Below are 7,696 nucleotides of genomic sequence, written 5' to 3' on the forward strand. Positions count from 1 at the left end.
GTGACCAAGAGCCCGCTGATCGAGGACCACGCCCTGCTGGGCAACAGCCGCTCCACCGCGCTCGTCGACCGCAGCGGCACAATCACGTGGCTGTGCCTGCCCGAGCCCGACTCCCCCGCCGTCTTCGCCCGCCTGCTCGGCACCGACGACCACGGCTTCTGGCGTCTCGCCCCGGCGGACATCGCCCATGCCACCCTCACCCGGCGGACGTACCAGGGAGGTTCCCCCGTCCTCGACCAGGACTGGGAGACGCCCTCCGGCGTGGTGCGGGTCACCGACTTCATGCCGGTCCCGATCGACGGCGCCGTGCCGGGCGCCCAGGTCGTCCGCATCGTCACCGGACTGCGCGGCCGGGTCCGGATGCGCTCGCGCTTTCGGGCCGCCTTCGGCTACGGCCTCACGACGCCACTGCTCCGGTTCCTGCGCCAGGGCGCCGCTCACCGGACCGTCTTCGCGCACAGGACGGACGAGCTGTGGCTCGACGGTCCGGGCCACAGCCTCGACGACCGGCATACCGCCTACGCGGACGTGACGGTCCAGCCGGGCGACCAGATCGCCTTCACCATCACCTGGCGCGCCGGTGCCGAGCCGGAACCCGTGGTCCCCGACGGCCTCGCCATGGTCACCGACACCCTCGGCGGCTGGTCGGTCTGGACCAGCCGCTGCACTTACCCCGGCCCGTACCGGGAGGCCGTCCTCTCCTCGGCCGCGGTGCTCAAGTCCCTCACCCACGCCCCGACCGGTGGCATCGTCGCCGCACCCACGACGTCGTTGCCCGAGGAGCTCGGCGGCGAGCGGAACTGGGACTACCGGGCAGCCTGGCCCCGGGACAGCGCCATGACCGTGGCCGCGCTCCTGCGCTCGGGCAGCCACCGGGCCGAGGCCCGGGCCTGGCGCAACTGGCTGCTGCGCAGCATCGAGCTCTCAGGCGACGTCCGGGCCATCTACCGACTCGGGGGCGGCACCGACCTCACCGAACGGGTTCTGAGCCACCTGCCGGGCTTCGCCGGCTTCCTCCCGGTCCGGGTCGGCAACGGCGCCGCCGACCAGCTGCAGCTCGACGTCTACGGCCACATCGCCGAAGCCTTCCTGGTCGCCGAGGACGCAGGGCTGGAGCCCGACCCGAACGCCGACGCCCTGTTGGTCGCCCTGGCCGGCGAAGTCATCCGACTCTGGCGGCAGCCGGACGAGGGCATCTGGGAGGTCCGCGGCCCCCAACGGCACTTCGTCCACTCCAAGGTCATGGCCTGGGTCTTCCTGGACCGCGCGATCACCCTGCTCGCCCGGAGGGGCAGCTCGCACGAACACGTACTCGCCCGGATGCGCAAGGCGCGCGCCGAGATCCACGACGACGTCTGCACCAACGGCTACGACCCGCAGCGCAACACCTTCACCCAGTCCTACGGAGGCGAGGACCTGGACGCCGCCCTGCTGGTCATCCCGCTGGTCGGCTTCCTCCCCGCCGACGACAAGCGGGTGATCGGCACCGTCGAAGCCGTCCAGCGCGAACTCTCCACGGTCGACGGCCTGGTCCAGCGCTACCCCACCCACGCCGCCCGCGACGCCAACGTGGACGGCCTCGAAGGCCACGAAGGCAGCTTCCTCCTCTGCTCGTTCTGGCTCGTCCGCGCACTTCACGCCCTCGGCCGCACCGCGGAGGCCCGCAGGCTCTTCGGCCGGCTCCTGAAGCTGCGCAACGACCTCGGTCTGCTGGCCGAGGAGTACGACCCCACCCACCAGCGGCAGCGGGGGAACTTCCCCCAGGCCCTCAGCCACATCGGGGTGATCGACGCTGCGGCCGACCTCGCCCGGACGGCGGCGCCCCACCTGCCCGGTCAGCGCGGCGTCGGCCACCGGACCCTCACCTCCGCCTAAGCCACTCCCCCGCCCGACGCCCGAGCCAAGGAGACAACAGTGGACCGCGCCTCGCCCCTGCCCGTGGTGGACACCACCTCGTTCAAGCCCATGGCGATGCGCCCGACCGAGCGGGCGGCCGTCCTCCGCAAGCTCCTCATCACGTATCGCTCCACCCACGTGCCTAGCAGCCGTGTCGGCGTGTACGAGGAGTCAGACCTCTCCGCTCTGTGGACCGGTGCGCTCTACCTGAGGCCAGTCATCGTCACCGTCCTCGGCCATCGCCGGTACGAGCGCCTGCGTCTGCTCTTCGATGCCGTCGACACGGCCCGCCACGCCCTGGCGCCGGACGCCCGGCCCGCCCTCGTCGTCTGCAGCAGCCCGAACACCAGCTCTGACGGCAACGACAGCCTCCGGTCGCTCGCCGCGAAGTCCGGCATCGACGACACCGTCTTCCTCCTGGGCGAAGTCCCGGCCACGGAGTTGCCCTCGCTCTTCGCCGCCGCGGACGCCTACCTCAGCACCGCCCGGCGCACCACAGCTCACCTCTGGCAGGCCATGGCGTGCGCCACCCCGTCGGTCGTCCTCACCGACGCGGACACGGAACAGGTGATCGTCCACGGTGGCTACGAGGCCAACGGATGGGTCACCGACCCGAACACCGACGACCTGGCCGCCGCGCTCGTCCAGGTCTGTCGCGACCCCGCCGAACGGTTCCGTCGGGGCACCGCCGCAGCAGCAAGGCTGCGTGCCCACGAAGCGGATTCCGCGTCACCGACACGGCGAGCAGCCCCTCTACCCCAGACCGAACAGCACCCGCCCGTCCAACAGCCGTTCACACCCAGCGCCCCCTGCGCCCACCCGTCGCCCGGTCGCGCAGGACGCCAATGGACGGTCCGAGCCCAGGCTGAGACGACCAAACCCCACACGCTGCCACCCGACGACCCAGCGGCACGCAACCTGGAGCACCACCGATGACAAGGACACCCCCCTTACCCGACGCCGACAACCGGCCCTCGGCGTCCGTGTCCAACCGCATCGCCGACGCCCGCACCGGCTCCGTCGTACAAGCCGGCCGAGTCGGCGACGTCCACTTCCATTCCGCCGTCCCTGCCCAGCCGGTTCCTCGCCAACTCGCACCGGTTCCGGCCGTGTTCACCGACCGCGAGCACGACATGGCCGCGCTGGACGCGCACGTCGCCGTCCGGCCGGAAGGCACAGCCCCGGTCATCGTAATCACCGGCCCGGGTGGAATCGGCAAGAGCGCCCTTGCCGCCCGCTGGGGCCATCGGCACGCCGCACGGTTCCCGGACGGCCAGCTTCTCGTCCAGCTGCGCGCCGGCGGACCGGCCTCGGCGGTCGAGACCGCCCGCTCCCTGCTGCGAGGCCTCGGTCGAGGCGACGGCAGTCAACTTCCCTGGGAAGTTTCGGACTTGCAGGCCCTGTGGCGCTCCACCGCGGCCACCCGGCGGCTGCTCGTGATACTGGAGGACGCCGCGAGCCCTGAGCAGGTCCTGCCGCTGGTCCCCGCGAACTCGGAGTGCCTCGTCGTGGTGACCAGCCGCTCGCCGATGCCCGCGCTCGCCGCCCACGGAGCACACCACCACCAGCTGGGCCCGCTCGCCCCTGCCCACGCCGTCGCCCTCCTCGGCCGCATCCTCGGCGCAGACCGGGTACGCGCCGAGCCGGCCGCCGCCGAAGCCCTCGCCCGCGCCTGCGGAGGCAACCCCCTGGCCGTGGGCCTGGCCGCCGGCGAGGCCGTCCTCACCCCCGCGCGCCCCCTCGTCTCCCACCCCGCCCTGAGCTCAACCGATCCGGAGAGTGTCTTGATGACCACCGCCCTCGCCCTCGCGGCCCTGCCCGAGCCCGAAGCACGGCTGCTGAGGCTCGCCGCCCTGATCCCCACGCCCGACCTCGACCCCCTCACCGTGGCCGCCGCCACCGCCACCCCCGCCGAACAGAGCCTGCACCTGCTGCACGAACTCGCGGCCCGGAACCTGCTGGAGCACATCGGCCGCCAGAACGTGCGCGGCGACGTCTACCGCATCCGCCCTGAAGCCCGGGACCTGCTCCACAGCCCCGCCAACGCCCGCCGGCCCGTAGTCCAGCGCCACCTCGACTACCTGATCTACAACGCCCAGACCACCGTACGAATCCTCACCCCGCACCACCGCACCCTGCCGCGCCAGCACCGCCACCACCCCGCCCAGGCGGCACGCATCGGCGACGACCGCACCGCCCTGGACTGGCTGGAAGCCATCACCCCCTCCGTTCTGCCCGCCCTCGCCGCCGCCCGGGACCTCGGCGAACACCAGGCCCTCACCGTCCTGGTCCACGACCTGTGGCCCCTGTTCCACCGCCTCCGCCGCACCGACCTTAGCCTCACCTGCCACGAACTGGGCGTGGAAGCCGCCCGCCAATGGGGCCACCGCATGGCCATCCGCGAGATGACCACCACCCTGGCCATCTCCCACAAACGCACCGGGCAGCACGAGGACGCACTCCGGCTCTACGAAGAGGCCCGCATCCTCGCCACCGAGGACCAGGACCCCGACGGAACCGCCCAGTGCACCGCCGGGATCGGCGCCACCCTGTACGACGCCGAACGGTACGCCGCCGCCGAGCCCGAACTCGCCCGCGCGATCGAGCTCTACGCCGACCTCGACGACCGCCGCGGCGCCGGCCTCGCCGAGATCCTCCTCGGCTCCGCCGCCGCCCGCCAGGGCAACACCGACCTCGGCATCCCGCTGCTCCGGCAGGCGCTCGCCGACCTCGAATCGCTCACCCCTCCCGACCCGTTGAACGTGGCCCGGGCAAAGGTCTTCCTCGGCGAGGCCCAGTCCCTGGCCGACGAGCACGAACTCGCGGCCACCACCATCAACATCGCCGTGCAGGAGTTCGTACGGCTCGGCCACCGCCACTGGGCGGCCTACGGCACCGAGTTCCTCGGCCAAGCCGCCGAACGCGGAAACCTGCCCGCGGTCGCCGCCAGCTGGTACGCCACCAGCCAGGACCAGTACCGGAGCCTGGGCAGCAGCCGCGACGTGGAACGCCTGCAGAGCCGACTGCTTGCGCTGCTGACCGAGTGAACACCGATCGCCGACCACGTGGCCCGACCGGCGCCCGAACGCGAACCCGACAGCTCATCGTGCCGGACAACACCCGGCCTTCCCTCACTTCCAGGAAGGACAATGTTTCTGCGCACTATGACCGCAGCCGCCCCATCTGCTTCTGTTGGCCTGCACGCCGACCGGTGAGAGCGGCGGTGAGAGCCTGCCGGTGGACGGCAACGCCGTCCTCGGCCACCCCGCTCGATGCGATCCACCCCAACGTGCCGGTCTGGACCGGAGTCGGCCAGTGATCAGCACATTGTGCACCCGCGCTACCGGCGGGTGTGACCAGCCGGTTCGACAGGGCCAGCGTCAGCGGAGGATGGTAGGGCGGGTGCCGTGCCGCCCGTGGCGGAGCGAAGCGGTGGCGGTGGCTGCCGGAGGGCAGCGGTAAGGAGCTGGCAGTGAGTGATCGCAGTGGCATCGAGTGGACGGAGGCGACATGGAACCCAACCACCGGATGTGACCGGGTCTCGGCCGGCTGCGATAACTGCTACGCCCTCGCGCTCGCGAAGCGGCTGAAAGCGATGGGCGCGGCCAAGTACCAGGCCGACGGCGATCCTCGGACATCCGGCCCGGGCTTCGCCCTCACCCTTCATCGGGACGCCCTGGACGTACCCTACGGGTGGAAGGGCCAGCGGACGGTGTTCGTGAATTCGATGTCGGACCTCTTCCACGCGAAGGTCCCGCTCGACTTCGTGCGTCAGGTGTTCGCGGTGATGGCGGACACTCCTCAGCACACCTATCAGGTGCTCACCAAGCGGACCAGGAGGCTCCGGCGCGTCGCCGACCGGCTGGACTGGCCGGCGAACCTGTGGATGGGGGTGTCCGTGGAGACCGCGGCCGAGCTCGACCGGGTCGACGACCTGCGCGTCGTCCCGGCGGCGGTGCGGTTCCTGTCCTGCGAGCCGCTCCTCGGTCCGCTTGACGGGCTCGATCTGGACGGAATCCACTGGGTGATCGTCGGCGGCGAGTCGGGCCCCGCCCACCGTCCGATGGCGGCGGGCTGGGCCAGGCAGGTGCGCGACGCGTGTCTGGAGAAGGAGGTGCCGTTCTTCTTCAAGCAGTGGGGCGGCCGCACGCCCAAGGCTGGCGGCCGGCTGCTGGACGGACGGACCTGGGACCAGATGCCGCTTCCGGTCAGCGCGTGACCGGCGGTCTCACCAGCAGGTCGTAGACCTTCTCGCGCTGGTGGCTCCTGCCGTCGCTCGGCGTCCCGCCCCTGCGGTGCAGAAGCTTGATCGCATCGCGCGCCGCCTTCTCCGTGACCTGCCCGTAGTACTCGCCGAACACCTCCAGCGTGTGGTCGACCAGCCTGATGGTGTGCCCGTGGCGCAGCAGGGTCGCGAGGTTATCGGCGATCGCGGGTACGGCACGCTCGTGGACCTTCTGCGGATCGGGGCGCTGCAGGCTGACGACGGGGAACAGTCCGTCGTTCGTCTCCTCCTCCTGGAGTTCGAGTTGCTGCCACCAGGTGTCGCGGGCCCGGGCGTGCGCGTCGCCGAATGCCCACAAGCCGTGCTGGCTGCGGGTGCCGAAGACCAGGTTGTAGACGGCCTTGTGCCCTGGTGCCTTGGTGACGGGTACGGAGCGCATCTGCATGTCGACGGCCTTGCCCAGCCTGGCGCTGTACTCCGCGGCAACCTTCTCGTCCGCCTCGCGGCTGTCACCTCCCGCGAAGAAGTCCCGCCACCACGGTCCGCCGCACACCTCGTCGAGGCGCTCGTTGGTACGCTCGATCCCTTTAGGGGACTTCGAGTTGCCGCCTATCCGGCGGATCGCCATCATGCTGAAGTTGAGGAGGAACTCGGTCGGCGGCTTCCGTCCCGGCCGGCTTCGCGCGAGCACGTCCTTGAGGCGGTCGAAGGGCAGGGCGAGCCCACAGGGGTCGAGGAAGAGGAACAGCGGGCGGCCCGCCGCCGCAGCGAGCACTTCGTCCAGGTAGCCGAGGACGTCGCCGCGGAACGCCCTGGCATCGACCCCTCGTGCCTGGTACTCGGCAATCAACGAGCCGAGTTGGGCGAAGGACGGCGCTGACTTCTCGGCGAAGAAGCAGGTCCAGCGGATACCCGCCGTCGCCTGGTGATCAGCCGCGATTCGCAGGATGTGAGCGGCCGAGCCGGGCTCGCCGTTCTCGTAACGGCCCTCACCCGCGTACCCGTCGAGGTAGGTCACTCGCCCACCGTGTGCTCCGGTCATCCCGCCGAACTTGGGCATGTAGCGGCTCAGCAACGCGTGCTTGAAGACACTCGGCAGCTCGGGCTCCGACCAGTACTCCCCCGACGTGCCCTTCGACATGCGTCCCCCTTCGCCGTCGGCCAATCCCAACCGCTGATCGATCCAGGGTGGACGAGGTGCGCGCGTCCCGTAAAGAGCACGTGCGGGCCATCCTCTCCAGCGCCGGTACAGTTCGGCGTCCTCCTCCGGCCCGGAAGCCGGAATCGTGCTGGCTACACCGAACAGCGCGGTGTTGAGGAGGCCGCTCGCGACATTGCTCAGGTAGGGCTGTCGACTCCTACGATCCGCCCATCGCCCGCTGACGAGGTGCCTCCAGCGGACGACGCGGCGTCGTTGCGGTCTAGGCCGTGTCTCATAATTGATCTTGTGGTGGGTCGAGGAGAGATAACGGATGCTGCATGGGCTCGGATTGAGCCGTTGCTGCCGCAGCGGGATGGTGCCGGGCGTCCTTGGCGGGATCACCGGCAGGTGGTCAACGGGGTGCTGTGGCGGCT

General features: G+C 70.9%; 6 protein-coding genes. 5 read left to right on the forward strand and 1 reads right to left on the reverse strand.

The window, feature by feature from the left end:
• From ACIQI7_RS15810 to ACIQI7_RS15825, 4 genes are all read left to right on the forward strand, one after another.
• Complete coding sequence (locus ACIQI7_RS15810; protein ID WP_401109711.1) at positions 1-1,875, forward strand: glycoside hydrolase family 15 protein; 1,875 nt, start codon at positions 1-3, stop codon at positions 1,873-1,875.
• A gap of 39 nt (positions 1,876-1,914) precedes the next feature.
• Positions 1,915-2,832, forward strand: coding sequence for a glycosyltransferase (locus ACIQI7_RS15815; protein ID WP_401109714.1), 918 nt, complete (start codon positions 1,915-1,917; stop codon positions 2,830-2,832).
• Between the two features lie 173 nt (positions 2,833-3,005).
• Positions 3,006-4,943, forward strand: a complete 1,938-nt coding sequence (locus tag ACIQI7_RS15820; protein ID WP_401109717.1) for a tetratricopeptide repeat protein — start codon at positions 3,006-3,008, stop codon at positions 4,941-4,943.
• Positions 4,944-5,368: 425 nt separating this feature from the next.
• Positions 5,369-6,115 (forward strand): DUF5131 family protein, encoded by a 747-nt coding sequence (locus ACIQI7_RS15825; protein WP_401109720.1) that lies wholly within the window; start codon positions 5,369-5,371, stop codon positions 6,113-6,115.
• Here ACIQI7_RS15825 and tcmP read toward each other — a convergent pair.
• Entirely contained in the window at positions 6,105-7,262 is a 1,158-nt protein-coding gene (gene tcmP, locus ACIQI7_RS15830) for a three-Cys-motif partner protein TcmP (RefSeq protein WP_401109723.1), read from the reverse strand. The two genes, ACIQI7_RS15825 and tcmP, sit on opposite strands and share 11 nt — an antisense overlap.
• Before the next feature lie 306 nt (positions 7,263-7,568).
• Between tcmP and ACIQI7_RS15835 the strand changes: the two genes are divergently transcribed.
• Positions 7,569-7,696, forward strand: a 128-nt coding sequence (locus ACIQI7_RS15835; RefSeq protein ID WP_401106869.1) for a transposase, incomplete at its 3' end; no start/stop codon positions are given.

The organism is Kitasatospora sp. NPDC092039, from assembly GCF_044756065.1.
Taxonomy (GTDB): Bacteria; Actinomycetota; Actinomycetes; order Streptomycetales; family Streptomycetaceae; genus Kitasatospora.

Coding starts and splice junctions, on each gene's coding strand:
- tcmP (WP_401109723.1), bottom strand. CDS start 7,262: ATGTCGAAGGGCACGTCGGGGGAGTACTGGTCGGAGCCCGAGCTGCCG.